Annotated in this window: 21 protein-coding genes; 9 read left to right on the top strand and 12 right to left on the bottom strand. The window is 71.5% G+C overall.

The annotated features are described in order from the left end of the window. Positions 1 to 35 precede the first annotated feature (35 nt). On the bottom strand, positions 36 to 1,343 hold the full coding sequence (locus NQZ70_RS30295; protein WP_165374245.1) for an ATP-binding protein: 1,308 nt from the start codon (positions 1,341 to 1,343) through the stop codon (positions 36 to 38). A 46-nt stretch (positions 1,344 to 1,389) separates the two neighbouring features. Here NQZ70_RS30295 and NQZ70_RS30290 point away from each other — a divergent pair, with 46 nt between their 5' ends. Next, positions 1,390 to 1,935 carry a response regulator gene (locus NQZ70_RS30290; RefSeq protein WP_129581660.1) on the top strand — a complete coding sequence of 182 codons (546 nt, stop codon included), beginning with the start codon at positions 1,390 to 1,392 and terminating at the stop codon, positions 1,933 to 1,935. Positions 1,936 to 2,044: 109 nt separating this feature from the next. Here NQZ70_RS30290 and NQZ70_RS30285 read toward each other — a convergent pair whose 3' ends face one another. The 9 genes from NQZ70_RS30285 to NQZ70_RS30245 all read right to left on the bottom strand — a co-directional run bounded on the left by NQZ70_RS30285 (position 2,045) and on the right by NQZ70_RS30245 (position 13,120). Beyond that, positions 2,045 to 2,899: a hypothetical protein gene (locus NQZ70_RS30285; RefSeq protein ID WP_129577330.1), complete on the bottom strand. Its 855-nt coding sequence runs from the start codon at positions 2,897 to 2,899 to the stop codon at positions 2,045 to 2,047. A 718-nt stretch (positions 2,900 to 3,617) separates the two neighbouring features. Further along, positions 3,618 to 4,253: a hypothetical protein gene (locus NQZ70_RS30280; protein WP_129577329.1), complete on the bottom strand. Its 636-nt coding sequence runs from the start codon at positions 4,251 to 4,253 to the stop codon at positions 3,618 to 3,620. 138 nt (positions 4,254 to 4,391) lie between these two features. Continuing rightward, positions 4,392 to 6,719 carry a cation-translocating P-type ATPase gene (locus NQZ70_RS30275; protein ID WP_237244179.1) on the bottom strand — a complete coding sequence of 776 codons (2,328 nt, stop codon included), beginning with the start codon at positions 6,717 to 6,719 and terminating at the stop codon, positions 4,392 to 4,394. Between the two features lie 50 nt (positions 6,720 to 6,769). Continuing rightward, positions 6,770 to 7,276, bottom strand: a complete 507-nt coding sequence (locus NQZ70_RS30270; RefSeq protein ID WP_129577328.1) for a DUF5132 domain-containing protein — start codon at positions 7,274 to 7,276, stop codon at positions 6,770 to 6,772. Between the two features lie 188 nt (positions 7,277 to 7,464). Beyond that, positions 7,465 to 8,703: a cytochrome P450 gene (locus NQZ70_RS30265; RefSeq protein ID WP_129577327.1), complete on the bottom strand. Its 1,239-nt coding sequence runs from the start codon at positions 8,701 to 8,703 to the stop codon at positions 7,465 to 7,467. Positions 8,704 to 8,819: 116 nt separating this feature from the next. Beyond that, positions 8,820 to 9,638, bottom strand: coding sequence for a hypothetical protein (locus NQZ70_RS30260; protein ID WP_129577326.1), 819 nt, complete (start codon positions 9,636 to 9,638; stop codon positions 8,820 to 8,822). 2 nt (positions 9,639 to 9,640) lie between these two features. After that, complete coding sequence (locus NQZ70_RS30255) at positions 9,641 to 10,864, bottom strand: AAA family ATPase (protein WP_129577325.1); 1,224 nt, start codon at positions 10,862 to 10,864, stop codon at positions 9,641 to 9,643. Between the two features lie 125 nt (positions 10,865 to 10,989). Further along, the gene (locus NQZ70_RS30250) at positions 10,990 to 12,342 is read right to left on the bottom strand and encodes a cell wall metabolism sensor histidine kinase WalK (RefSeq protein WP_129577324.1); all 1,353 of its coding nucleotides are present in this window, start codon (positions 12,340 to 12,342) and stop codon (positions 10,990 to 10,992) included. Between the two features lie 55 nt (positions 12,343 to 12,397). After that, entirely contained in the window at positions 12,398 to 13,120 is a 723-nt protein-coding gene (locus tag NQZ70_RS30245) for a response regulator transcription factor (protein WP_129577323.1), read from the bottom strand. A 116-nt stretch (positions 13,121 to 13,236) separates the two neighbouring features. On the opposite strand from NQZ70_RS30245, the gene NQZ70_RS30240 reads away from it, so the two are divergent. From NQZ70_RS30240 to NQZ70_RS30225, 4 genes are read left to right on the top strand one after another with little or no spacing between them, the layout of a single operon-like run. Then, positions 13,237 to 14,748 carry a TolC family protein gene (locus tag NQZ70_RS30240; protein WP_237244178.1) on the top strand — a complete coding sequence of 504 codons (1,512 nt, stop codon included), beginning with the start codon at positions 13,237 to 13,239 and terminating at the stop codon, positions 14,746 to 14,748. Then, entirely contained in the window at positions 14,745 to 15,995 is a 1,251-nt protein-coding gene (locus NQZ70_RS30235; protein WP_129577322.1) for an efflux RND transporter periplasmic adaptor subunit, read from the top strand. Before NQZ70_RS30240 ends, NQZ70_RS30235 begins: the two co-directional genes overlap by 4 nt. Before the next feature lies 1 nt (position 15,996). Beyond that, positions 15,997 to 16,728: an ABC transporter ATP-binding protein gene (locus NQZ70_RS30230; protein ID WP_129577321.1), complete on the top strand. Its 732-nt coding sequence runs from the start codon at positions 15,997 to 15,999 to the stop codon at positions 16,726 to 16,728. Further along, positions 16,722 to 17,924, top strand: coding sequence for an ABC transporter permease (locus NQZ70_RS30225; protein WP_129577320.1), 1,203 nt, complete (start codon positions 16,722 to 16,724; stop codon positions 17,922 to 17,924). Before NQZ70_RS30230 ends, NQZ70_RS30225 begins: the two co-directional genes overlap by 7 nt. A gap of 61 nt (positions 17,925 to 17,985) precedes the next feature. Here the strand turns inward: NQZ70_RS30225 and NQZ70_RS30220 are convergent, their stop codons facing one another. Together NQZ70_RS30220 and NQZ70_RS30215 are read right to left on the bottom strand one after the other, a co-directional pair. Continuing rightward, a complete protein-coding gene (locus NQZ70_RS30220) occupies positions 17,986 to 18,786 on the bottom strand; it encodes an AraC family transcriptional regulator (protein WP_129577319.1) in 801 nt (266 codons plus the stop codon). 63 nt (positions 18,787 to 18,849) lie between these two features. After that, on the bottom strand, positions 18,850 to 19,866 hold the full coding sequence (locus NQZ70_RS30215) for an aldo/keto reductase (protein ID WP_237244177.1): 1,017 nt from the start codon (positions 19,864 to 19,866) through the stop codon (positions 18,850 to 18,852). Positions 19,867 to 19,869: 3 nt separating this feature from the next. On the opposite strand from NQZ70_RS30215, the gene NQZ70_RS30210 reads away from it, so the two are divergent. The 4 genes from NQZ70_RS30210 (at position 19,870) to NQZ70_RS30195 (ending at position 24,741) form a co-directional block, all read left to right on the top strand. Then, positions 19,870 to 21,357: a leucine-rich repeat domain-containing protein gene (locus NQZ70_RS30210; RefSeq protein ID WP_129577318.1), complete on the top strand. Its 1,488-nt coding sequence runs from the start codon at positions 19,870 to 19,872 to the stop codon at positions 21,355 to 21,357. A 186-nt stretch (positions 21,358 to 21,543) separates the two neighbouring features. After that, positions 21,544 to 22,083 carry a hypothetical protein gene (locus NQZ70_RS30205; protein WP_237244176.1) on the top strand — a complete coding sequence of 180 codons (540 nt, stop codon included), beginning with the start codon at positions 21,544 to 21,546 and terminating at the stop codon, positions 22,081 to 22,083. A 50-nt stretch (positions 22,084 to 22,133) separates the two neighbouring features. Further along, entirely contained in the window at positions 22,134 to 22,847 is a 714-nt protein-coding gene (locus NQZ70_RS30200) for a zf-TFIIB domain-containing protein (protein WP_129577317.1), read from the top strand. Between the two features lie 325 nt (positions 22,848 to 23,172). Then, the gene (locus NQZ70_RS30195; RefSeq protein WP_129577316.1) at positions 23,173 to 24,741 is read left to right on the top strand and encodes a glycoside hydrolase family 26 protein; all 1,569 of its coding nucleotides are present in this window, start codon (positions 23,173 to 23,175) and stop codon (positions 24,739 to 24,741) included. Positions 24,742 to 24,762 lie beyond the last annotated feature (21 nt).

The following is a 24,762-nucleotide window of genomic DNA, read 5'->3' as shown; positions in this document are numbered from 1 at the left end:
CCGCGGCTGCCGCCGCTCGCGGCCGCGCTCCGCCGTCACACCGGCGCTTCGAGCAGCTCGAGCGTGACCTTCGCGCCGCCTTCCGGCAGGTTGGCGCGCATGACGAGCCCACCGCTCGACTCCACCATGCCGACCACGAAGCCGAGCCCCTGTCCGGACCCGCCCGGCTTCGGGCTCGGCGTGTCGTGGAACCCCGGGCCGTCGTCCTTCACCTCGACGGCTACCCGTCCGCCGCCCAGCGGGCGCGCGTCCAGCGTCACCCTGGACGCGCCGCGCTCGCCGGTCCCCTCGCACGCGTTGACGAGGAGATTCAGGAGCACTCGCTCCAGCACGTCGTGCCCCCCCGCGAACAGGACCGCGGTGCGCTCCGCGCGAGCCGTGATGTCGATCTTCACCGCCTGGTAGCGCCGCCGGACGGCGCGGAGCGCGCCGCGCGCCGCCTCGCCGATCTCGGCGGGAGCCGTCGCGCGCAGCGCGTCGAGCTCGCGCATCGTCCGCTCGCGGATGTGCCCCATGGCCGAGGCGACCTCCTCGATGCTCTCGCGGAGCTGCTCCAGCCTCCGCAGCATGCGCTCGGCGCTCGCGGCTTCGCCCCGGGCGATCTCGCGTCGCAGGAGATCCGTGTCGATGAGGGCGGCGGAGAGCGAGGCCTTCACGTCGTGGTGCTCGTGCAGGACGAAGCTCAGGTTCCGCTGCGCGCGCTCGGCGCGCAGCGCGGAGCTCGCCCCCACCTCGACGACCCGGAGCGCGCGCGTCGTGACGAGGAGCGCCGCGCACACGGCGGCGAGGAGCAGGATCAGGAACAGCGAGGCCGCCGTCCAGTTCCCGAAGCGGCCGCCGTTCAGCGCGAAATCGAGCGTGATGAGCACGAGCGCGGAGAGCACGTTCGCCGCCGCCGCGAGGAGCACGGCCCGGCGGACGAGCCGGAATGCGCTCGCGACAACCGTGAGCAAGAGCGCGGCGATGTCGGGGGTCTGCAAAATTCCCGGGTAGCCCTCCCACGGCCAGATGACGTTCGGCAGGAGGGCCACGAAGCACAGCAGCGCGTCGAGGCCGACCGAGACGAGGAGCAGGCGGGAGGGCGCGTCGATTCGCCGGCTCGTCAGCCATACGTACATCGAGGCGACCACCGCGCCGAGGAGCAGCGGCACCTCGATGACGGAGCGCGGGTAAAAGTCTGGCAGCGTCAGGCCGCCGAGGGCGACGAAGCGCGCGAGGAGGGCCGCGCAGAAGACGCTCCGCGCGATCGAGGCGGTGCGCTCGCCCCGCAGCGCCTCGCGCGTGATGAGGGCGTCGAGCTGAACGCCGGTCAGCGGCGCCGGGAGGCTCGCCTGCTCTGCCACTTTCGCGCTATGCGCCCCCATCGACGGGATGGCACGCTAGCACACGATGTCCCGCTGGCTGGTGGTCGAGGACGACGTGAGGCTCAGGCGCGCGCTGCGCGACGCCCTCGAGGCGCGCGGCGTCGAGGTCGTCGCCTGCGCGTCGGTGGCCGAGGCCCGCGCCGCGCTCGCGGGCGGGGAATTTCAAGGGATCATCGCCGACGTGATGCTCCCCGACGGCAATGCCGTCGACGTCGTGGAGCGGGCCATGGCCTATCCGGTCGCGCCGACGATCGTGGCCATCAGCGGATCGGCGAGCCCGGCGGTGTCGTTTCGTCTCGCGCAGATGGGCGTGCGCTCGTTCCTCGCCAAGCCGCTGCGCCTGGAGGAGCTGGAGCGCTCCATCGATGATGCGCTCAGTCGGCCCCCGGATCTCCGCCCCCAGGTGCGCGCGGCGGTGGGCCGGGCGTCGATCCAGGAGATCGAGGAGCAGGTCCGCGCCACCATGGTCGACGAGGCGCTCGCGCGCGCTGGCGGGAGCCGGCGAAAGGCGGCGCAGCTCTTGAGCATTTCCCGCCAGCTCCTCCAGCACATCCTCCGGCGTCGGTCGTAGCCGGCCGCGCTGGGTTCAGGGCTGCGACAACGGCTCAGGGCGGCGGGATCCGAGGGGCGAATCCGCTCGTGCTGGGCGGCGCGACGGGATCCGACCCGAGGTCGATCGATCAGCGCAGCTCGCTCGCGTCGCTGAGCTCGGCCCCACCCGGTTCAACCTCGCTCGGCCCGGGGGCGGAGCCTTGCGCCGCGTCGCCCAGCGGCGCCTCCTCGGGCGCGGCGCTCGGGTAGCGCTTGCCCGCGCGATCCGAGGCCCGGAGCACGGGCCCGCGGATGATCTCGATATCTCGCGCCGGAGCGCGGGACACCTCGAGGTTGGAGAGCACGAGCGACACGACCTTGAACCACTGGCTGCGGGCGGCCTGGATGGTGGCCTTGCTGACGGGCGTGGTGGCCCGGGTCGCCTCGATCTCCGTGCGGGCGCGCTCGAGGGCCTGGAGCTCCCGGCCCTTGGCGAGCCAGCGCTTCACGACGTCGAGCAGCGACGCCCTGCCGCCGGCGGGGATGGACTTCAGGAAGTCGACGATCTCGGGCTCGTCCTCGAGGAGGCGGGCGATGCGGGTGGTATTGCCCGCCTCGGCGAGCGGCGAGGCGTTGAGGATGGCGAGGCCATTGGGAAACAGCTTCTTCTGCACGGCATCGCACTGCGCCGCGCGGGCGGCGTCGGCCGGCTCCTCGGCGAGGCAGAGCTCGCGGCGCGTGTCGATACCGTACGATACGGCCCTGGCGAGGTGGTCGTGGCACCGATCGACCTCGTTGCTCTCGTCCACGAGCGCGCGCAGCTTCGACGGCGCGCCGCCTCCGCCGCTCGGCTGGACCGCGACCACCGCCTCGTGGGCCTCCGCGACCCGCGGGTGGAGCGCCGCGATCTCGGGGATCGACAGGAACAGCTTGCGCTGCCTGGGATCGTCGACCCAAGGGGAGAGCAGCGCGACCATCTCGTCGAGATTCAGATGCTTCAGCATGAGAGACACCTCCTGATGGGGTGATGCTGGCAATGCCCGAGGAGGCATTGCGGGTGAGCGGGTAAGGAAAGTCGTGCTGTCCAATGCGTCAAGACGGCGGCTGCGCTGGTTTCTTGCGATGCTCGCGCGTGCGCTGGACTCTTGCAGCTATGGTGAATCGCTCCCGACGAGGCGAGCGGGCTTGGGAGGGCGGACGTGGCGCGGTCGTCGGGTCGTCGCGTGCTGGCGTGGGCTGGGGAGGCTTCGGGGGCTGGTGGGGAACCGAGGCGCGCGGCCTCGGGAGGGGGCGCGGAGAGGTCGCGACGTGGCGGCGCCGCCTCGCGAGGGGGACCGGAGAGGTGCGGAACCGAAAAGGGGGGCCTCGGGAGGGGGCGCGGAGAGGTCGCGACGTGGCGGCGCGGCCTCGGAAGGGGGGCGGGTCGGTTCGAGATCGAGGCGGGCGGCCTCGGGAGGGGGCGCGGAGAGGTCGCGACGTGGCGGCGTGGCCTCGGAAGGGGGTCGGGTCGGTTCGAGATCGAAGCGGGTGGCCTCGGAAGGGGGGTCGGGTCGGTTCGAGATCGAAGCGGGTGGCCTCGGGAGGGGGGCGGGTCGGTTCGAGATCGAAGCGGGTGGCCTCGGAAGGGGGGCGGGTCGGTTCGAGATCGCGGGCACGCTGCGGTGCTCGTGAGCTCGATGACCTCGTCCTGTGTGACGCTACGAACCGCGGAGGCGCCTGCCGTCAGCCGTCCTGAGACTCGCAGCTCGGCGACCGGCGATGGCCATGGAGGACGATCCGCAGCATCATGCCGAGCCCGATCGCGACGAGGCCGTTCAGCGGGGCTTCCGGCAGGTTCCTGAGCAGCGCCTGGCCTGCCAGAGCTCCGACCACGGTCGCAGCCGCGACGGCGGCGACGCGGTACAGCATGCGTCGAAACCCGATCTCCGGCGTGAGCGTGGTCGCCAGGAACAGCCCCTCGCCCAGGCGATGAAGGACGAGGGCGCCGCCGAGCAATGCCGGTCCGGCGCCGCCGTCTGCGGCGAGGGCCAGCGCCAGGGTGCCTCCGTCCGACAGAGAATGCACGATCAGCGCCGGCACGACGACGGCGTGGTCGGCGTGCTGATCCGCGTCGTGGTAGAGGCGCTCGACGAGCCCTAAACCCGCGCACCCCGCTGCTGCCAGAAGAAGGGCCCCGATCCCCATCTCCTCGTAGAGGTGAGGCAGCATCAACAGGAGTACGACGAGGGGGACGAGGATGCGCGTCAGCCGATCGACCGCAGCGCACAGGGTCGGCTGCCTGCGCCCCATCGCCACGAGCGCCGGGCCGAGGGCGAGCCCCACCAGAGACAGCGCGAGCGCAACTCCAAACAACAACATGCTCCGGCTCCACGATCTCGCCCGGAGTATCTGCGCCGGGCGTCCTTCGCGTTCAGCAGTCGTGCTCGGGAGCCGTTCCGGCGTCCGCGGCTTTCGGGATTTTCGGTCGCCTGCGTCCACGCGGGACGCGACCGGCGCTCAGGGGATCGATGCGGCCGCGCCGCGAGCCGGGCGCGGGGCGCGGCGCTCGCCGTCCTGCGCGCCGGGCGCGGGCCTCGCGCCGCCCCGCGTGGGCCGCCCCGACCGCGCGGCGGCTGCGCTCGCGCTGGCCGGCCGCTTCGGCTCGTAGCCGATGAGGCGAGCCGAGTTGAGCACGACGAGGATCGTGCTCAGGTTATGGAGCACCGCCGCGATGAACGGGTTGAGCGCCCCCATCGCGCCGATCATCAGGCCCCCTGCGTTGACGCCCAGCGCGACACCATAGTTCTGGCGGATCACCTTGAGCGCCTGGCGGCTGAGGCGCAGCGTCGTGACGACGCCGGCGATGTCGTCGGCCGCCAGCGCGATGTCCGCGGCTTCCACGGCGACGTCGGAGCCGGCCGTGCCCATGGCGATGCCCACGTCGGCCAGCGCGAGCGCCGGCGCGTCATTGATGCCGTCGCCCACCATCGCGACGCGGAGGCCCGCGGCCTTCAGCTGCTGGATCCATTCGTACTTCTGCTCGGGCAGCAGCTGGGCCCGCCACTCCGTGATTCCCACGACGCCGGCCACCGCGCGGGCCGACTCTTCCAGGTCCCCGGTCAGCATCGCGAGCCGGCGCACGCCTTCCCGGCGGAGCTGCGCCAGCGACGACGCCACGTCCGGGCGGACCTTGTCGCGCACGCCGATCAGCCCGATGAGGCGACCCTGGTGGGCCACGTACATCTCGGTCTCGCCCTCGGCCGCGTGCTTCGCGTAAAGGGCCTCGGCCTCGGCGGACACCGCGATGTCGAACTGCTGCATGAGCCGGCGGTTGCCCACCAGCACGACGTTGTTCCGCCAGTCCGCGCGCATCCCGCGGCCCACCAGGATTTCACACACGTCGTGGGGCTGGACGACGAGCTCGCGCTCCTCCGCGTGGCCTACCACCGCCAGCGCCAGCGGGTGCTGGGAGTGCAGCTCGCCGGTCGCCGCGAGCGAGAGGACCTGCTCGGCGGTGTAGTCGTCCACCAGCGAGAGCACCCGCTGCACCGTGGGGATCCCCTGCGTCAGGGTCCCCGTCTTGTCGAAGACGATCGCGTCCAGCCTCGCCGCGGCCTCGAGGTGGGTGCCGCCCTTGATGAGCACACCGCGCCGCGCGCCGTTCCCGATCGCCGCGCTCACGGCGGTGGGCGTGGCCAGCCCCGCCGCGCAAGGGCACGCGATGAGCAGCATGGTCAGCGCCCGGGTCGCGTCGCCCGTCAGGGCGAGGACAACGATCGACAGGGCGAACGAGGCGGGGACGAAGCGCCTGGAGAACTCCTCGCCCACGGTGTGGATAGGGGCTTGCAGCTCGCGCGCCTGCTCCACGCGCTGGATGAGGCGCCCGACGGCCGTATCGCTGCCGACCCGCTCCACACGCGCCCGCAGGCCGCCGGACAGCAGCACGGTCCCGGCATACACGGTATCTCCGCTCATCTTCATCACGGGCATGCTCTCGCCGGTGATGGGGGCCTCGTTGATCGTCCCCTGGCCCTCCACGATGGCGCCATCGACCGGGATGCGCTTGCCCGCGTAGACCGCGATCATGTCTCCGGGCTGGAGCTCGGCCGCCGGACGGCGCACCTCCTGCTCGCCGACGACCTGCCAGATCTCCTCGTCGGGCACCTCGAGGAGATCGCGGATCGCTCGCTCCGTGCGCTTCAGGGTCAACGCCTGCAGGTACTCGCCCAGGTTGAGGAGCCAGAGCACCGTCAGCGCGGTGACGTTCTCGCGCAGCAGGAGGCTGGCGATCGTGGCCGACCCGACGAGCGTGTCGGTGTTCATCCCGGTCTGGCCGGCGATCGAGCGCCACCACCCCTTCAGGAAGGAGTACCCCGAGATCAACGTCGCCGCGATGTTGACGCCGCCGATGATCGGGTTCGACGCCAGCGCGCCGGCGCCGAACGCGAGCCTCTTGACGCCGAGGCCCAGGAGGACCGAGCCGCCGAGGACCAGGTTGCGCACCTGCACGGAGACATCCCCGTGCTCGTGGCCCTCGTGTCCGCGATGCTCGCCTCCGTGCCGCGCCTCGCGCGCGGCCGCCCGCTGCGCCTGCCATCGCCGGTATGCCTCCTGAGCCAGCGGAGGAGACGAGAGGGCGGCGCGGAGCTTCGCCTCGATGGCGATCCGGGTGAGCCCGCGGTCGAAGCGCAGGAGCAGCCGCCCCGTCACTGGATTGGCGTGGACCTCTCTGATTCCCGGCTCTCGCTCCAGCGCGCTCTCGACGGCGGCCGCATAGCGGGGATGGTCCTTCAGGCCGGACACGTCCCACCGCATCCGCCCCTCGAGCGCCGAGCGCAGCCGCAAGCGAGCGCTCCGCCTCGTATCCGGAGGGCCCACGTCCGCACCCGGGGGACTCACGCGCCTGCCCGCTCGTGTGCGTGGGCGTGGTGAGAGGCGTGCACCTCCTCGCCATCGGCCGACTCGGACAGATCACCGAGCTCGGCCTTTGCCTCGGCGACGATGTCCTGAAGCTCCTCGCGGAGTCCCTCGACGATGACCAGGAGCTCCCGTTGCGCGACAATGCCGCCTTTGACGATCAGACGTACCAGGGGACGCACCCCCCGCCCCACGAGAGGGGCGAAGAGCGCGCCGGCGGCCAAGCCCGACAGAGCGACCACTAGCTTCGATTGAGCGAATTGCAGCGACATCGAAGAGACCTTCCATCCGACGAAAAATCGTTCATCGAACGATCGTTGCTCTGGCAGAGTGAAGGGATAGCTGTCCCCGACTGCTCCGCAAGCCACGCACCGACGGATATAGTTCTCATAGTCATCGCGCTCGGAATCATCCGGTTTATGCCTCCTGTCCAGCGCATCGAAGCGTTGATGCAGGGGCCGGCGCGCCTGCCGAATCTCAACCATGCGCGCGGATGACGGAACGCGTGAGCTGCGCTTCGGAGTGCGTCCGGAGAGGCGCGGAAGCGTTGCCGCGATGCTCGCCGTCGCGGTGCTCGCGATCTCCGTACCCGCCTCCTATCGGATGCTTCCCCGCTGCGGGCTCATCGCTGTCGATCCGTCCATCCTCGCGGAAGGACGTGGCGATGGAGCGCTCAGGACGTCGGCACGTCCCACGCGACGTTCAGCGCGGCCGGACCGCGGTGCACGAGGTTGGGCATGTACGAGAGCCGCGCGTCTGCGGCGAGGCGCGCGCCCCGCAGGCGCCGCGTCAGCTCCTCGAGCGCGATCGCGCCTTCCATGCGCGCGAGCTGCGCGCCGACGCAGAAGTGCGGGCCGCGCCCGAACGCGAGGTTCGGCCCGGCCGCGCGCTCGAACTCGAACCGCTCGGGGTCGTTCACGCCGGGCAGGTCCCGGTTCGCGGATCCGAACAGCACGAACACCCGCGCGCCGCGCGGCACGGCCACGCCGCGGATCCGGCAGTCCTCGGTCACGGTGCGCGTCATCCCCTGCACGGGCGCGTCGAAGCGCATGCCCTCCTCGAGCACGCCGGGGATCAGCGCCGGCCGGTCGCGCAGCGCCTGCCAGGCGCCGGGCGCGCGCAGGAGCGACACGAGCGTGTTGCCGATCATGTTCGTCGTGGTCTGGTGCGCCGCGAAGATCAGCACGCACAGCATGCCCACCAGCTCCTGCGTGTCGAGCGGGCCCTCGCCCTCCGCGCGCGCCTCGATGAGCTCGGTCACCAGGTCGGGGCGAGGGCTCGCCCGGTGATCCTCGACGAGCGCGCGCAGGAAATCGCGGTACGCGACGATGCTGCGCGCCAGCTCCGCGCGCTGCTCCTCGGGCAGAAGACCCATGAGGAACATGGTCTCGTCGTCGCACCACCGCTTGACCCGATCCATCTCCGAGAGCGGGATCCCGAAGAGCTGGCTGGTCACGCGGATCGGCAGCGGCGTGGCGAGGCGCGCCATCAGGTCCGCCTGCCCGTCCTCCTCGAAGCCGCCCACGAGCTCGCTGGTGATCGCGCGGATGAACGGCTCCATCCTCGCCGCGAGGCGCGGCCCCGCGAACGCCTTGCTCACGAGGCTGCGCACCCGCGTGTGGACCGGCGGATCGCTCGACAGGAGCGGATACACGCCGCTCCGGTCCTTGCCCAGGATCGCCAGCAGCGCGGGCGAGGGCTCCTGGAGCGGCGCGAGGACCTGGGCCGAGCTGAAGCGCGCCGGATCCTTGACCACGGCCGCGACGTCGTCGTGGCGTGAGACGAACCACATCCCGAAGCTCGGGTTGAACACCACCGGCACCTCGCGCCGGAGCTCCTCGAAGAGGGGATAAGGGTCCTCCAGGTGCGGGGAAACGAGGTGGTTGAAGGCGCGGGTGGTCTCGATCGACATGCTCGCGAGGCTCCGGGCAGAGGCGGCGGGGAGGCCGTCCTCCGAAAGCTTGATCGAATATCACCTTCCGAGGGCGGATCGATCCGGGATCGAGCTCGATGGCCTGCGAACCGAGATCAGGAGCGGCTGGGGACCTTGACGCTGGCCTCGTCGCTCTCAGGAGCTGACGGCCGTGGGGGGCCGAGCTCGGCGCCGGCGTTGTCCCCGATGCCAGCGTCCGAGAAGATGGGCACGAGGCGCGCCTCGACCTCGCCCAGGAACGCCGCGAGGCCGTTGCCGTGGCCTCGCTGGCGTAGATGGCCGAGAGCCGGCTCCGTCCAGCACCGCGCCTCACGCTCGCCCTCGCCTCCGGTGAGGCGAGCCAGAACGCGCTTCGGGCTCCTCTTCGCCGTCTTGCTCGACGCGTCGAGCTCGTGCGATCGGGCGGTAGGGTCGAATCCGAGCTCCTTCCGGAGCGTGGCGAGCGAGGCCTCCTCTGGCTTGCTCTCGGGGACGAAGCCGGCGAGAACCCAGCACTCCCGCATCGGGTGGGCGACGCCGAGGAGCACCTCGAAGGGCCAGGCAAAGTCCTGTCGAGCCTGCTCCAACCCTTGCCGGCGCTCGGCTTCCTTTCCATCGCTGTCGCGCACCAGGACGACGGCTTCGGGCTGCGGATTCCGCGCGACGAAGCAACGGAGCGCGAGCACGGCCGTACGGGCGTCCTCGAGCGCCGGCTTTCCGCCGAAGTGTCCGTGCCGCCGCGGTACCGGATACTGGTGGATAGCGCTCCACATCACGAACGGCGCGTTGGCATCGAGCCCACAGAAGGATCGAGCTCGCCCGAGCTTGCCTTTCAGGTCGGGAACCGCGCCCTCGACGACCCGGTCGACGAGGCCAGGCACCGTCCGGGCGTCATTCGGTCCTTCGACGACCATCCCGAGGAGATGAGAGGCCACGCTCACCCGTGCTCCTGAGCGGCGCTCGCTTTCTGCGCGACCCAGTCCTCGCCGACGAAGCTCCAGAGCTCGCCGGAGCGTGTCGTGCTCTTCCATCGATCGAAGTCGGGGTGGTCCGCGAGCCGGGCGCAGGCCGTGGAGCCATCGGGCAAGAGCGCCGTGAGGAGCACGTCCTGCGCATCGAAGTGATCCAGCAGGTAGGGCGAGTGGCTGGTGGCGATCACCTGGAGCTCGGGCGCCATCTCCAGGATCTTCCGGATCTGCGTGACCAGCTCCTCCTGCGCGCGCGGGTGCAGCGCCTTGTCGATGTCGTCGAGGAGCAGCAGCCGGGGCCTGGGCTCCATCCACAGCGCGGTCAGCAGACCGATGACGAGCAGGGTGCCCTCGCTCGCGAGCGGCGCCGGGACGTCCGGCGCTCCCTTGAAATCGAGCACGAGCTGCTGGCCCCAGTAGAAACGGTCGACGGAGCGCTGGATCGCTTCCTCACCGTCGATGGTGATCTCCTGGCGCTCCTGTCTCTGTACCTTGGCGCGACGTGTGCGGATCCGCTCAAGCGTCGGGATGACCTGGCGCGCGGCCTCCTGGATCGACTGGAACACCTCGGGGGTGCGCGCTGCGGCGTCTGCCAGCACCGACGCCAGGCCGCTACCGTCCGTATCGAGGCGAGGCATCTCCTCATCGCTGTACGACGCCGCCGCGAGCCTCTCGATATCCAGCCGGAGCTTGCGCGCGAAGCCAAGCTCTTTCGCGAGCTCCGCCATCTCGCGGAGACCATGTGTCCGCAACACGTCTTTTTTGCCCCCTGGTCGTGGCGTCGGCTGCGGATCGCTGGACTTGACGAGCTGCCATCCCTCTTCCGCCTCGGAGGTCTCCTCCACGGTATCGCCCCACCGACGAACGACTGTCCCGCGCCAGCTGGCGTTGCCGTTCAAGTCGTCCCTGCCCTCGACGATGATTCGGACCTCCGCGGTCACGTCATGGAAGCTTCCCGTTGCTACGAGCTGTATGGGCCCCGAGCTGCCGCGGCTCTTCAGGTTGGAAGGCGCAAAGACCCCGCGCATCAGCGTAGCAAGCGGCCACCGCGTCGCCTGCGCGAGGTAGTGCAGGCCGTCGAGGATGCTCGTCTTCCCCGAGCCGTTCGGCCCGACGATGACCATGAAGCGCCCGAGGCCAGCGTCGACCCTGCGCAGCGATTTGAAGTTGGTGAAGGAGACCTGCTGGATCATGGTCGTCGCCGCCCGCCGCCCGGCCGCGCCCACGCGCGCCGGCCGTCGAGCTTTATAGCCCGACGCCGGCGCCGGGGACGAGCAAGCGGCCTCCCTCCGCCCGGCGATCCCGCCCGCCCCGCGGCTCAGCCCCCCGCGCCGACCGGCAGCCGCAGCGCGACCTCGAGCCCGCCGCCCTCGGCGTTCCTCGCCTCGACCTCGCCGCCGTGCAGCAACACCGCCCGCTGCGTGATCGCCAGCCCGATCCCCGTGCCGCCCGCGCCGCGCGCCCGGTGGTCGTCGACCCGGTAGAACGGCTTGAAGATGTCCCCGAGCGCCGCCTCGGGCACGCCCGGCCCGCGATCGCGGACGCGCACCTCGGCGACCCCGCCCGAGCACGAGAGGTCGATGCGGACCGTGGTGCCCGCCTCGGTGAAGCGCACCGCGTTGCGCACCACGTTCTCGATCGCGCGCCGGAGCAGCTCCTCGTTCCCGTCCAGGGAGCACGCGTCGCGCGCCCCGAGCTCGACCGAGCACCCCTGCTGCTCCGCCTCGAGCGCGGCGTCGTCGACCAGCTGCTCCACCAGCGCCGTCAGGTCGAACCGCTCGGGCCGCTCCATGCCCCGGGCCGACTCCAGACGGCTCAGCGTGAGCAGCTCGCCGATCATCCCGTTGAGCCGCTCCGTCTCCCGCTCGATCCGGTCGAACGCCGGCTCCACGTCCGGCGGCGACCGGCGGCGGACGAGCTCGAGCGAGATGTTGAGCCGCGCGAGCGGCGACCGGAGCTCGTGCGAGACGTCGCGGAGCAGCCGGCGCTGCGTCTCCAGGAGCTCCTCGATGCGCTCGGCCATCCGGTCCATGTCCCGCCCGAGCGCCAGCGTCTCGCCGTCCGCGCCCGCGAGCCGCCGCGCGACGCGCACCGAGAGATCGCCCGCCGCCATCCGCTGCGTGGCGCCGCGCAGGATGTGGATCGGACGGGACAGGTAGCGCGCGAGGACCACCGCGACGAGCCCGGTCACGACCACGATCGCGAGGAGCCGGAGCGGCAGCGTCTCCGGCACGATGAAGAACATCCACGGCGACCGGACCGGACCGGTCGCGACCGCCACGAAGGACGGGTCGCGGCGCAGGACGACCGCGACGAGCTCCCGCTCGCCCACCTCGACGGCGATGCCGTCCGCCGAGCGCCGCGCCCTCTCCTCGACGAGCGGCGCGCCCTCGATGGGCTCGCCGCTCACGAGCGCGCCGGACCGGTAGACCGCGACGCGCTGATCCCGCGGCTCGAGCGGCGCGAGGCGCTGCTCGCAGCCGGAGAGCCCGTCCCGCGCGCAGAAGAGCGCGCTCTCCGCCCGGAGCTCGACGCTGCGCGTGCTCAGGCGGCGGCGCAGCGAGCTCGACTCGGCGGAGAACGCCCAGCCGTGGATCACCGCGAACAGCCCGACGAGGAGCGCCATCGCGATCCACAGCGAGACCAGGAGGCGCAGGAAGAGGCTCTTCACGCGCGCCCTCCGGGGCCGAGGCGCGTCGCGAGCGCCCTCCGGGGCAGGAGGCGCCTCACGGGCGCTCCCGGGCCAGGATGTAGCCGGCGTTGCGGACCGTCTTGATGCGCTCGCCGCCGCTCGGCCCGGGGCCGAGCTTGCGGCGGAGGTTCGAGACGTGCATGTCGATGCCGCGGTCGTACGCCGCGAGGCGGCGGCCGAGGACGCGCCGCGCGAGGTCCTCGCGCGAGACCACCGTGCCCGCCTGCCGCACCAGGACCTCGAGCAGGTCGTACTCGGCCGTCGTGAGCCGGACCTCCTCGCCGCGGACCCGGACCCGCCGCGCCGCGGGGAACACCTCGAGATCGTCGACCGTGAGGACGCTCTGCGCCTCGGCGGCGCCAGGCCCCGCCGCGGCCGCGGCCGCGTGGGCGGCGCGGCGGTGGAGCGCGCGCACCCGGGCGACGAGCTCGCGCGGGTTGAACGGCTTCGGCAGGTAGTCGTCGGCGCCCATCTCCAGGCCGACGATGCGGTCGACGTCCTCGCCCCTGGCCGTCAGCATCAGGACCGGCACCCGGGAGCTCTGCCGGAGCCGCGTGAGCACCTCGAAGCCGTTGAGGCCGGGCAGCATCACGTCGAGCACCACGAGGGTGAACGGCTTCTCCTGCGCGCGCGCGAGGCCGGAGATCGCGTCGCGCGCGCTCTCCACCGCGTAACCCTCCTGACCGAGCAGCTCGGCCAGGAGCTCGCACAGCTCGGCGTCGTCGTCGATGACCAGGATCTGAGGCGGATCGGCCATGTCGGCGACTGTAGCGCGGCCGTCACGGCGCTGTGTAAGGCCTGGTCAAAGGGCTCTTGACGAATCTTTACACGAACTGGACACCTCTTGAGACACTGCTCTCTAGCCTGGGCCGCATGACGCTCACTCGCTCCGTTCCCTTGCCGTGGCTGGCGTCCCTCGCCGTCATCGCCACGTGCACGCTGAGCAGCGCGGCCAGCGCCGAGACGCTCACCGCCGAGCAGGCGGTCGGCCGCGCGGCCTCCCAGAACCCGGCCCTGCGCGCGGCCCTGCTCGAGGCCACCGCCGCGCGGCAGGCCGTCGCCGCCGAGCAAGGCGCCCGCAAGCCCACGCTGTCCGCCTCGGTGACCGGTCAATACACAGAGGCCTTCCGGGGCGGCGGTGCCGGCCTCGCGCGCTCGGACGGCACGTCCGTCGCGGGGAACGCGGCGCTCCGGTACACGACCGACATCGGCACGGGCCTCGAGGTGGGCGCGTCGGCGAACTCGGGGTGGCAGAGCGACGACAGGAGAGCGCTCGACGGCGCGGTCGCCGGGCCGACGTACAGGGCGGAGGCGTACGTCTCCGCGCGGCAGCCGCTCCTCCGGGGCGCCGGGACCGACGCCGTGCTCGCGCCGCTCACGCAGGCGGAGGCGTCGGCGGTCGCCGTGGAGCGGGAGCGCGACCTCATGGCGAGCCAGACCGCGCTCGACGTGCTCGATGCGTACTGGGAGCTCTGGTACGCGGAGCAGGCGATCGGCGTGCAGGAGCAGGCGCTCGCCGCCGCGCAGCGGCAGCTCGCCGACGCGAAGGCCCGCGCCGAGACGCTCGGGACCGGCACGCGCGTCGACGTCCTCCAGTTCTCGACGTCGGCCGGGTCGATCGCCGACGCGCTGTCGCAGGCCCGCGCGGCGCGCTCGGCGCGGGCCATCGCGCTCGGGCGCGCGCTCGGCATGGACCCGGCGCGCGCGGCGTCGCTCGCCGCGACCGGCGCGCCGCCGTCGCTCGGGGCCCTGCCGCCCGCCGCCGCGCTCGTGAAGGCCGCCAGCGAGCGGTCGCAGGAGCTCGCCGCCCTGCGCGCCGATCTCGATGCGCTGCGCGCGCGCGTGGGCGCCGCGGAGGACGCGGATCAGATCCGCCTCGACGTGTTCACGACGGCGTCGGTGGGCACCCTGTGGGCGGACGACAACCTGTCCGGGCTCTCGCTGCCGGGCGGGCGGCCGGCGTTCAGCGTGCTGGGCGGGCTCGACCTCGAGCTGCCGTTCGGCGGGGGCCGGGCGTCCGCCGACGCGGCGCGCGCGCGCACGCAGCTCGCGGCCGCGGAGGCCCGCTACAGGGCGCGCGCCGACGCGATCACGGCCGAGATCACCTCGCTGCGGGTGAACCTCGAGGCCGCCGCCGATCAGGTCTCGATCGCGACGGAGACGGCTCGCCTCGCCGGCGAGCTGGCCGAGGCGGAGCGGCAGCGGCTCCTGCTCGGGACGTCGACGTCGGCGGACGTCGTGAAGGCGGAGCAGACGCTGCGGGAGGCGGAGCTCCGCAAGCTGCGGGCCGCGGTGACAGAGCTCACGTCGCGGTTCCAGCTCGAGCACGCCGCGGGCGCGCTCCTCGATCGCTTCGCTTCGGTGCTCCCCAGGAGGTCGTCATGAACAGGAACAAGAAACGCTACCTGATGTCCGGCGTGGCCGCGGCGGCCATCGCGACGTTCGCGATCGGCGGGTACGCCTGGTATCAGACCCCCTCGCAGGCGCCGGCCGGACCCACGGTCGAGATCCGCAAGGGGAGCCTCACCGAGACCGCCGCGGCGTCCGGGAAGATCGAGCCCGACGTGCAGGTCGAGGTGAAGTCGCGCGCCGCGGGCCAGGTCATCGAGGTGCTCGTGAAGGAGGGCGACCAGGTCGAGGCCGGGCAGCTCCTGGTCAAGCTGGATCCGAAAGACGCGGAGCGCGATCTCGCCGCGGCGCGCGTGGCGCGCGACCGGGTGAAGGCCGACCTCGCCGCGGCGCAGGCGTCGCTCGCTGTCGCCGACCTCGAGCGCAAGAACAACGAGGTGAGCCAGGGGATCGCCGAGAAGAGCGCCGAGCTCGGCCTCGGGTCGACCGACGCCGCCCGATCGGCGGCGCACTCGACGAAGGTGGCGAGCGCCAACATGACGCTGCGGCGCGCGCAGGTGACAGCGGCCCAGGCGCAGCTCAAGACGGCCGAGCTCGCGGTGCAGGACGCCGAGACGCGCCTCAAGGAGATGCAGATCTACGCGCCGATCGCCGGCACGGTGCTCGACGTGGCGGTGGAGAAGGGGACGCTCGTGTCGTCGGCGCTCACCAACGTGAGCGGCGGCAGCGCCGTGATGACGCTCGCCGATCTGTCGAACCTGCGCATCGTCGGCGCCATCGACGAGGCGCAGATCGGCCGCGTGGCCCCCGGCCAGCGGGTCGACATCCGCGTCGACGCCTACGGCGACCGGGTGTTCCAGGGCGTGGTCGACCGGGTGAGCCCGCTCGGCAAGGAGGTGTCGAGCGTCGTGACCTTCGACGTCGAGATCGTCGTCAACGACAAGGAGGCGTCGCTGCTCCGGTCGGGGATGAGCGCCGACGTGGAGATCGTGACGGCGGAGCAGAAGGACGTGCTGCTCGTGCCGCTCCTGGCGGTGCAGTCGGCGGGCAAGCGGCGGTTCGTGCGGCTCGCGAGCGGCGAGGAGCGGCCGATCAAGACCGGGGCGACCGACGGGACGAGCATGGTGGTGGTGGAGGGGCTGAGCGAGGGCGACGACGTCCTCGCGAGCGCGCCCGTCGTGAGCGCGCCGGGCGCGCAGCAGGGGCAGGGGCAGGGGCAGCGGGGCGGGCAGAACCCGATGCGCGGGATGGGCATGGGCATGGGCGCCCGGGGGGGTCGTTGACATGGACGTCCCGGTCTTCGTGAGCGACCTCTCCAAGGTGTACCACGCCGATCGCGCGGACCTCGCGGTGCGGGCGGTCGACCGGATCGGGTTCGAGGTGCGCCGCGGCGAGTCGGTCGCGATCATCGGGCCGTCCGGGTGCGGGAAGTCGAGCCTGCTGAACATCCTCGGGTGCCTGGATCGGCCGACCGAGGGCACGTACCGGCTCGGGGGGCGCGACGTGGCGGAGCTCGACGACGACGAGCTCGCGGCGCTCAGGAACAAGCACATCGGGTTCGTGTTCCAGAGCTTCAACCTGCTGCCGCGGATGACGGCGGCGGAGAACGTCGAGCTGCCGCTGCTCTACGGGGCGGTGAAGAACAGCCGGGAGCTCGCGGAGAGCGCGCTCGCGCGGGTCGGGCTCGCGGCGCGCGCGCGGCACCTGCCGTCCGAGCTCTCGGGCGGGCAGCGGCAGCGCGTCGCGATCGCGCGGGCGATCGTGACGCGGCCGTCGATCCTCCTGTGCGACGAGCCGACGGGCGCGCTCGACAGCCGGACGGGGCGCGACGTGCTGGAGCTCTTGATGTCGCTGAACGCGGACGGGACGACGCTGGTCATGGTGACGCACGACCTCGGCGTGGCGCGGGCGCTCGCGCGCGCCATCCACATGAAGGACGGCCGCATCGTGGCCGACGGCCCGTCGAGCACCGTGGTGGCGGCGTTCCACGCGAGCGAGATGGAGGCGGCATGCTGATCAAGGAGACCGCGAAGAGCGCGTGGCGCTCGCTGGCTTCGAACCGGCTGCGGACGCTGCTGACGATGCTCGGCATGATCATCGGGACGGCGGCGGTCGTGGCGGTGCTCGGCATCGGCGAGGGCGCGCGCAGCAGCGTGGAGGGGCGGATCCGGTCGCTCGGCGCGAACCTGCTGATGGTGCGGCCGGGTTCGGCGTCGGCGAGCGGGGTGCGCTCGGGCACGGTGAAGACGCTGACCGAGGCGGACGCCGAGGCGCTGAAGGCGCTCGACGGCGTGGCGGCGGTGGCGCCGGAGCGGAGCGGCAGCGCGCAGCTCCGCTACATGGCGAGCAACCTGAACGCGTCCGTGACCGGGATCACGCCGGCGTACCTCGAGGTGCGGTCGCTGTCGGTGGCGAGCGGCGTCGGGTTCTCGGAGCTGGACGAGCAGCAGCGCGCGCGGGTGGTGATCCTCGGGGCGAACGTGGTGCGGCAGCTCTATCCGGGGGGGTCGCCGCTCGGCACTCGGCTCCAGATCAACGGGAGCGCGTTCCGGGTGGTCGGGGTGCTGGCGGAGAAGGGCTCCGGGATGGGGTCGCCGGACGACGGGGTGTTCGTGCCGCTGTCGACGCACCGGTCGGTCCTGTTCGGGCAGGATCACCTGTCGACGATCTCGTTGCAGCTCGCGAGCGAGGACCGGTCCGAGGTGGTGATCGCGCAGCTGGAGCAGCTGCTGCGCCTGCGGCACCGGCTGCGCGCGGATCAGCCGAGCGATTTCGAGGTGCGGTCGCAGGCGGAGATGCTGGCGACGATGGGGCAGATCACGGGCACGTTCACGACGCTGCTCGGCAGCGTGGCGGCGGTGTCGCTGATCGTGGGTGGCATCGGGATCATGAACATCATGCTCGTGTCGGTGCGGGAGCGGACCCGCGAGATCGGCGTGCGGATGGCGGTCGGGGCGCGGCGGAAGGACATCCTGCGGCAGTTCCTTGTCGAGGCCGTGGTGGTGTCGCTCGCGGGCGGGGTGGCCGGCGTGGGCCTCGGGTACGGGGCGGCGGTGCTGCTGTCGCGGTTCGGGGAGTGGGCGACCATCGTGCCGCCGTACGCGGTGGGGCTGGCGCTCGGGGTGTCGATCCTGATCGGGATCACGTTCGGCGTGGGGCCGGCGCGGCGCGCGGCGCGGCTCGACCCGGTGGAGGCGCTGCGGTTCGAGTGAGGGCGGGAGGCGGCCTCATGACGCGCTCTTGAAACCATTGCGATGGCGGCGTCGCACCGAGCTACCGGACAGGCAAAGGAAACTCCGACAGGCTCAGCTTCGGCTGAGTCATCCGGCCGCCCGCGCGTTTGGAGAACGCGCCCGGTGTGAGCCCGACGAGCTGACGGAAGTCGGCGATGAGGTGGGCTTGGTCATAATAGCCCGCGTCCGCGGCGATGCGTGCCCAGTCGCACGAGGTCGCTGCCATTCGCACCGCGCGTTGCAGGCGGACGGTCCGCGCGAACTCCTTCGGGCCGATGCCGACGTTCTCGGTGAAGGCGCGGCGAAGATGCCGCGCCGTGACGCCGAGCCGGTCGGCAACACCCTCCACCCGGATCTCGCCCTCTTCGAGCAAGCGAACCGCACGACGAGCGAGCTTCCCCGATGCCGTCTCGAAGGGGTGGCCGGCACGAAGGGCGAGCGCCCGGGCGACGCGCTCCATCACGTCGGCGCGGCTCCTCGCGGCGAGGAGCTCACCGCCGAGCTCGCGCCCCGCGCGGCCCCACACGTCCCCCAGCGGAACCATCCGGTCCGTGAGCTCGCTCGCCGCCACGCCGAGCAGCGGAACCGACCAGCCTGGCCTGAACCGAAGCGTGACCGTCCGCGCGACCCCGGTCTTGGTCTTGAAGAGCGCGCGCGTTCGGGGGCCCGCGACCCACACATCCCCCTCGCGCGCGCCCTCGAGCGCTCGAAAAACGAGGGTCGTTCTGCCGTCGGGAAGCCACTCGAGATCGAGCGCCTGACCGGGGGGCGGCGCGACCGCACGGACTTCCTCGACGAAGCGCGGGAGCGCGAGGGTGGGGAGATCCATCGCTGCGGCCATGTACGTTACCTTTACGCCTCTCGTGCGGCCGTTCAAGCCGACGCGGGGGCCCGCATCGATCGGCTACCGCTCGCTGTCGAGGACCTTCATTTGCTGCGCGGGGTAGCGCGCGCCGCCGATCGCGTCCGCCGGCACGATGCTCTCGAGCGCCGCGACGTCGCTCGCCGACAGCGGCTTGTCGAGGGCCACGAGGGCATCGTCGAGCTGGGCTCGCGTGCGGGCCCCGACGATCGGCACCAGCGTGGGCTGCTTCGCCAGCACCCACGCCAGCGCCACCTGAGCCGGCGTCATCCCGCGCTCGCCGGCGAAGGCGTGGAGCTTCTCGACGACGCTCGCGTTCTTTGCCCCTTGCTCGCCTGCGAAGCGCGGCATGTACTGTCGGAAGTCGCCCTTTCCCGAAGGCTTGCTGCCGGTGAGCAGCCCCCGCGCAAAGACCCCGTAGAGCGTCGCGCTCATCCCGAGCTCCGCGAGGGCAGGGAAGATCGACGCCTCGGGCGCGCGCGTCGCGATCGCGTACTCGATCTGCAGGTCCACGATCGGGTGCACCGCGCTCGCACGCCGGATGGTCTCGACCCCCACCTCGGACAGCCCGATATGCCGGACGAAGCCGGCCTTGACGAGGTCGGCGATGGCCCCGACGGTGTCCTCGATGGGCACCTGCGGGTCGAGGCGCGCGGGGCGGTACACATCGATGACCTCCACGCCCAGCCGTTGCAGGCTGTACGCCGCGAAGTTCTTCACGGCCGCCGGGCGGGTGTCGATGCCCAGCATGGCGCCGTCCGGGCCGCGCATCGCGCCGAACTTCACCGAGAGCTGGACCTTGTCGCGCACCCCCTCGATCGCGCGCCGGATGAGGAGCTCGTTGTGCCCGTTGCCGTAGAAGTCTCCGGTGTCGATCAGGGTGATCCCTCGCTCGATGGCGTGGCGGATCGTCGCCACGCTCTCGGCCTCTTCGGCCGGGCCGTAGGCGCCGGACATCGCCATGCAGCCGAGGCCGACGGGAAAGACGCTGGGCCCGGTCTTGCCCAGCGGAGTCGATCGGAGGGGGGAGCGGCTCATCGTGGCGTCAACGTGGGTCATGGGATGTTCATGGCACGCGCCCGCGGCCTTCGATTGGATAAACCGGACATCTCGACGGTCCGGGCGGACGACAACCACGTCATGCACCGGCTCGTGCGCGGCGAGCTGCTCATGACGAGATGTCCGGTCCTTCCCATCGGAGGCCGGCGGCAAGAGTGGCACAGCGGCGTGGCGCAGGTTGGCTCATCGGCCACGGCGATGCGCGAAATCCTCGAGAGCCGGCGGTATTCCGCGGCGGCACCGGGTTTGCTGAGGAGCCTCCGTATGCTCACCAGAATGCAGGGCTGCTTCGCCTTGGCCACGTGCCTTTCCCTCTTCGGCTGCGGCACCACGGTCGACGCCAGCCCGGCCCCGGAGGGCTGCGACGGCACCGTGGAAGTGCCGGATCCAGCGCTCGCCGCGGGTTTGCGAGAGCTGCTCGGCCTCGATGCCGACGAGCCGATTCCGGGGGCGGCGCTCGCCGTGCCTGAATCGCTCTCCCTCGACAACCTCGGCATCGAAAATCTGAGCGGCCTCGAGTGTGCCACGTCGGTCGAGCAGCTGTTCCTCGAGGGCAATCGGATCGAGGACATCTCGATCCTCATGCGTCTGCCGCGGCTCTACAACCTGCACCTGGACGCGAACCGGATCGTCTCGCTGGGGGCGCTCTCCGGGCATCAAGCGCTCATGACGCTGACCGCGAGAGACAACCTGGTGTCGTCGACGAGCGACCTGAACGATCTTCCGGAGCTTCAGAACCTGACCTTGTCGGGAAATCCGCTCGAGGCCCTAGAAGGGCTGGACGGCCTCGACGCCCTGTTCCATCTCTCGGTCGAACGGACCCTCGTCGCCGAGCTCTCGAGCCTCTCCAAGTTTCCGGCCCTGAACAACGCGTACTTCACTTACACCAAGGTGACGAGCCTCGCGACGCTGCCGAGCCACCACTCCCTGACGGCGCTCCACCTGGAGCGGGCCGAGGTCGAGGACGCGCGCATCGTGGCGTCTCTTCCGTTCCTCGAGGTCCTGATGCTCAGCGACAATCGCATCGCGTCGATTGCAGGGATCGAGCCCGCGAACGTGCCCCGCCTGAACAGCCTGGGGCTCGCCGGCAATCCGCTGACGGACACGTCCCCGCTCGCCAACCACCCGCAGCTCATGGTGGTTCAGATCGGCGACATCGGACCGAGCGGCGCGGATCTGAGCTGGGTCATGGGGCTCACGAACCTCATGTGGATCGAGGCGAGCTCCGACTCCATCACCGACCTCTCGCCGCTCGTGGGCGTACCGCGCGTCCACACGCTGGATCTGTCGGACAACCTGATCGAGGACGCGTCCCTGCTGAACGACATCGAGTTCGACCGCTGCGCGCGGGTCTCGATCGCGGGGAACCCCGGAGAAAGCTCCTTCGGCGACGTGCTGGACGCGCTCTGCGCTAATAACATCGTGGTCACGGGCTACTGCCTGCCCGCCGCGTGCGATCCCTGCGAGCACGGGGCTCATTGCGGCGAATGAGCGCGCCCGCCGAGGAGCGCAGCGCCAGCGCGCTGAGCTCCTGGTCCCCGGCGCCGTTCGGCCGAGTGAGGACGTCCCGGCGGTCGCTACAGATGAGCTCGCAAGGCTCCACGTTGCGGCAGCGGTGGATTGTGGTGCCTCAGCCTGACCACGGTGTGGCAGCCCAGTCCCCGCCGCCGCGCCTTCATGCCGCTAGAGCTTTTCAGTGCCAGCGCGCCGCCGGCCCGCTATCCTTTCCTGGGCATGGCGGTGCTGCTGCAGAACGACTTCCTGACGGTCACGCTCGATCAGGAGCGCTCGATCGTCCGGAGCACCCGTTCCGAGCACACGTACGCGTCCCCCGACGAGTTCATCCGCATCCACACCGAGGCGCTCCAGGTCTACGAATCGCTCGATCGCCCGAGCCTCGGCCACCTCATCGACCTCCGCCGTCCCCCCATGAACAACGATCCGTCGTTCGAGGCCGCGACGATGCGCACCCGCAGCATGCTCGTCCAGGAGTTCGCCGCCGTCGCCATCGTCGTCCGGACCGCCGTGGGCGCCTTGCAGGTGAACCGGCTCCTGCGTGAGGAGAACAACGACAGCGTCGTCGTGCTCCACGACGAGGACGTCGCCCTGGGATACCTCGTCGAGGAGCTCCGCAAGGTGGTGCGCCGCTCCAGCACGCCGCCCGGCGGCCGAGACCGGAGCTCCCGCCCCTCGGCGCGCCCCCTCCGGGTGCGCTGAGCCCGCGGCGCCGCTTCTCGCGGGCGCGCCCTTCGCCTAGCATCGGGGCGATGCGCACGTGTCCGCGCTGCGGCCTCCTCATCAACGCCGAGGGGCGCTGCTATCCCGGGTGCACAGGCCCCCTCCTCGCCACCGTGCGCTGCGGCGGCTGCTACCAGCTGAACCTGCCCGACGCGGAGCGCTGCGACGGCTGCGGGCACGAGCTCGGCCTGGAGCCGATCGCAGAGCCCGACGCGCTCCTCTGCTCCGATTGCGGCGTGCCCTTCTCGGCGTTCCGCGCCGCCACAGGCCTCTTGCGCGACTGCGGCCGATGCGGCGGCCAGCTCGTCGACCACGCGCTCCTGCGCGACCTCCTGGAGCGCCGGGAGAGCTACGGCGCGGCCGCGCCGAGGCCGCCGCGGCGGCCGGAGCACGTGGACGTCCGCGTGCGCTACGTCCGCTGCCCGGCGTGCGGCCAGCCGATGAACCGCAAGAACTTCGCCGGAAAGAGCGGCATCATCGTGGACATCTGCAGGGAACACGGCACCTGGTTCGACCGGGGCGAGCTCCCGCAGCTCCTCGCCTTCGCCGAGGCCGGCGGCACCGCGAGGGCGCGCCAGCAGCAGATCGAGGACGAGGAGCGCTCCCGCCGGCAGGCGGAGATCGCCAGGGAGACGGCGAGGCGGGCGAGCGTCGTCACGATGGCCTCGTCCTGGGACGCGCGGAAAGCCCGGCTGGACGCGGTGAAGGAGCTGCTCGAGCTCCTGTGGAAGATCTCCCGCTGAACGGGGCCTACGGCGCCCGACGACAGACCGCCGGCGACCGACGGGGGATAGGATCACCGACGAGAGGCCCGCACACGCCCGGAGCGCCGCCGGCGCGGCGGTTACAACTCTTCTCCTGGTCATCACACTACTTAACAATCCAGCGCGCGTGTCGCGTGAGGCGCAACGCGAACGCCGCCAGCGATACGCGCGGCAGCTCGCCGTGATCGCGATGTCCGACAAGGCATCCTATTGAACTCTCTCCGTGCAGCGTGGCTGCAGAAGGCGCGAAATTCAATCAAAGTCTTGCCCGTCGATCGATGTGTGCTTTCTCTATCATCCTATGATGACTTCTCGGACCCGCTTCTCCTTGCTCGATGAGCGACTCCTCCTCTGCGCCGCGCCCGCGCTCCTCGCCGCCTGCAGCTCGGGAGAGCTCGCCGGAACGGAGCTGTCGGGACAGCTCGCGTCGGCCGTGGCCCAGACGGCGAGCCTCGTGCCGACGAGCGACGTCGCGCTCGACAAGATCTGGGGTGGGGGCGGCACGGCGCCCATCTTCCGGCTCGTCGACGACGGCACCTCGTTCGCGGCGAGCGACGGCGGCGGCACGTTCGCGCGGAGCGCGCCAGGCGCCGCCACGGCGTCGCTCACGCTCGGCTACGCGGGCGCCCCGGCGGGCGGCGCGCGCCAGGTCGTCGTCAACCTCCAGGCCTGGGCGATCAACGGCGGCGCGGGCACCGTGCGCGTCCACCTCTACGACGGCGACACCCTGCTCGGCTCCGGCCCGGCGCGCGCGCTCAGCGCGAGCCAGCAGAACCTGAGCGAGACGTTCGGCGGCCTCGCCGTGGCGAACGGCGACCGGCTGCGGACCGAGCTCGTCTTCCAGAACACCGCCGGCACAGGCTCGCTCGTCTCGTCGATCGTCTGGATCGACGTCACGACGCCGGACGACGACGGCGGCGGCACGCCCCCGGACGAGGAGCCCGTCGTGTCGGACAAGCTCGTGCCGAGGAACGGCGCCTGGTGGGGCGCGTACAACTCGTCGAGGAATCATGGCTGGGACTGGGGCCTCGCGATCAAGGACTTCGAGGCGAAGGCCGGCCGCAAGCTCGACATCGTGTATCGCTACCACGACTGGGGGACCACCGATAACGGCGTCTTCCCGGACAGGTTCGAGACGGCGCAGATGAACGAAGGCACCATCGTCCACCTGTCGTGGGAGTCGCGCCGCTACTCGGCGGGCCAGAACGTCACGTGGACCGAGATCGCGAACGGCTCGCAGGACGCCGTCATCCGGGCGGCCGCGGAGCGCGCCAAGAACGCGCCCGGAAAATTCATGATCGCCTTCGACCACGAGATGGACAACACCGACGTCCACAGCGCCGACGGCCCGGACGCCGACTACGTCGCCGCGTACCGGCGCATCGTCGACATGTTCCGCGCGGCGGGCGCGACCAACGTGGTGTGGGTCTGGACCCCGATGGGCTGGAGCGGCACCCGCGCCCGGCTCCCCGCGCTCTACCCCGGAGACACCTACGTCGACTGGATCGGATACGATCCGTACAACTTCTACGAGTGCAACGGAACGGGGTGGAAAGACCCCGCGACCACGTTCGGGAGTCACTACGACTGGATGCACGCGCCCGCGCAGATGGCCTGGCACGGCGAAAAACCGTACATCCTGAGCGAGTTCTCCAGCCACGAGGACCCGGCCGACCCGAACCGCAAGGGCCAGTGGATGCGCGGCATCGTCGACGCCCTGAAGAGGTATCCCGACATCAAGGCGGTGCAGTTCTACAACTCCAACGTGACCCACCGGAGCCCTTGCAAGCTGGCCGTCGACTCGAGCAGCCAGTCCGTGGCCGGCTATGCAGCGGCGGGGAGCGACCCGTACGTGAACCAGCCGCATCACTGATGCTGCGTGCAGGACGGTCGA

The sequence above is a fragment of the Sorangium sp. So ce836 genome, from assembly GCF_028553905.1.
Lineage (GTDB): Bacteria > Myxococcota_A > Polyangia > Polyangiales > Polyangiaceae > Sorangium > Sorangium cellulosum_D.
Note: the sequence above shows the minus strand (reverse complement) of the source record. Positions and strands in the feature narration are given on the sequence as shown.